Origin of the sequence: Lachnospira hominis (ex Hitch et al. 2025), assembly GCF_040096395.1 — a bacterium.
Classification (GTDB): Bacteria; Bacillota; Clostridia; order Lachnospirales; family Lachnospiraceae; genus Lachnospira; species Lachnospira hominis.
This window is the reverse complement of the sequence record NZ_JBBMES010000054.1, coordinates 1-1644: the sequence shown is the minus strand read 5'-3', so window position 1 is coordinate 1644 and position 1644 is coordinate 1. Positions and strand designations below refer to the sequence as shown.

The 1644-nt window shown below is 35.9% G+C and carries 1 protein-coding gene; it reads left to right on the top strand.

Translation table 11 applies throughout. From position 1 onward, the window contains the following. Positions 1-293 precede the first annotated feature (293 nt). Positions 294-1469, top strand: coding sequence for an IS110 family RNA-guided transposase (locus WMO38_RS14995; protein ID WP_178069685.1), 1176 nt, complete (start codon positions 294-296; stop codon positions 1467-1469). Positions 1470-1644 lie beyond the last annotated feature (175 nt).

Here is a 1644-nt window from a genome sequence, read left to right as displayed (position 1 = left end):
ACCTCGTATTATATAGTAGTAGTTTTTAGAGACCATCTCCAAGGTCTTAATAACTGTTAAATCATAGTCTCTTCTTTACCTCTTCTGTAGGTTCGACTATGATATATAAGATACTGTGGATTGGTTGTAATCACCTACCACCCGATGGTTTTAAGGAGGCTCCAACCATAGTCTCTTTGTTCATTTGTTAATCAGTTAGATACCGCATGACGGTTTATTTAGAACGAGGTTACAATCGCAAGGAGCACCTGTGGTTCTAAAACAGTATCAAATACATTCATAAGGAGATTTTTATGATTTACGTTGGAATTGATGTCGCTAAGGATAAGCATGATTGCTTTATCACCAACTCTGATGGAGAAGTGTTATTTAAAGCTTTTACCATCACCAATAACCTAGATGGTTTCAATGATCTTTATCAAAAGATTGAAACCGTTATGAAAGATATAACTAAAGTAAAAGTAGGGCTGGAAGCCACAGGACACTACAGTTACAATCTTTTAGGATATCTCATTGATAAAGGTTTGCCCACCTATGTTATCAATCCGTTACATACAAATCTATACAGAAAAAGTCTAAGCCTTAGACAGACGAAAACGGATAAAGTAGATGCCCGCACGATTGCTTCTATTCTAATGTCTGATGTGAACTTAAAGTCCTACTCAGACATATCTTATCACAATGAAGAACTAAAGTCATTAACTCGTTATCGTTTTGATAAAGTAAAAGAACGTGCCAAGCTAAAGTCTTCCGTTTCAAGACTGATCTGTATCTTATTTCCTGAATTAGAAAAACTTGTTCCAACACTTCATATGGCATCTGTTTATGCATTGCTTTCCGAATTTCCCGGTGCTAAACAAGTTGCTAACGCTCATCTTACCAGACTTACAAATCTTCTTTCAGAAGCTTCTAAAGGTCGATATAGTAAAGATACTGCCATTACATTTAGAGACGCTGCCAGAACTTCTATCGGCTCAAATATGCCTGCAAAGTCACTGGAGCTGAAGCACACCATCAAGTTGATTAAGGAACTTGATTCAGAGATTGATGAAATCGAAAATGAAATCAAAATCATCATGGATGAAATTAATTCTCCAATTCTCAGTATTCCAGGTATCAACTATCGCATGGGTGCAATGATTATTGCTGAGATTGGTGATTTCAGCCGTTTTGATTCTCCTGATAAAATCTTAGCTTATGCCGGTTTTTCGCCATCTACATATCAATCTGGACATCTGTATGGTGCTTACGCACATATGGAAAAACGTGGTTCCAGATACCTTCGATATGCTCTGTACAATGCAGCTAAGTATGTCTGCCACTGGGATCCAACATTTACAGCTTATCTTGCTAAAAAACGAGCAGAAGGCAAGCATTACAATGTTGCCATATCACATGCTGTAAAAAAGCTGATTCGAGTAATTTATCATCTGGAAAAAACAAATCAGCAATACATCAAAGCCTCTTAAGTCTTTCTAATTCAATACTGTTTTTTTTGAGCACCTATAACGATGCTTTTTTTGTCATGCAGTTTTCAATGTTCAAAGAACTCTAACTGAGTTCAAAATATATCTAAAAATACATTTCTGTACTTTATTCAAAAAATATCATTTTAGGGCTTGACTTTTAATAGTTAGTCTCCTT

Coding starts and splice junctions, on each gene's coding strand:
- WMO38_RS14995 (WP_178069685.1), top strand. CDS start 294: ATGATTTACGTTGGAATTGATGTCGCTAAGGATAAGCATGATTGCTTT.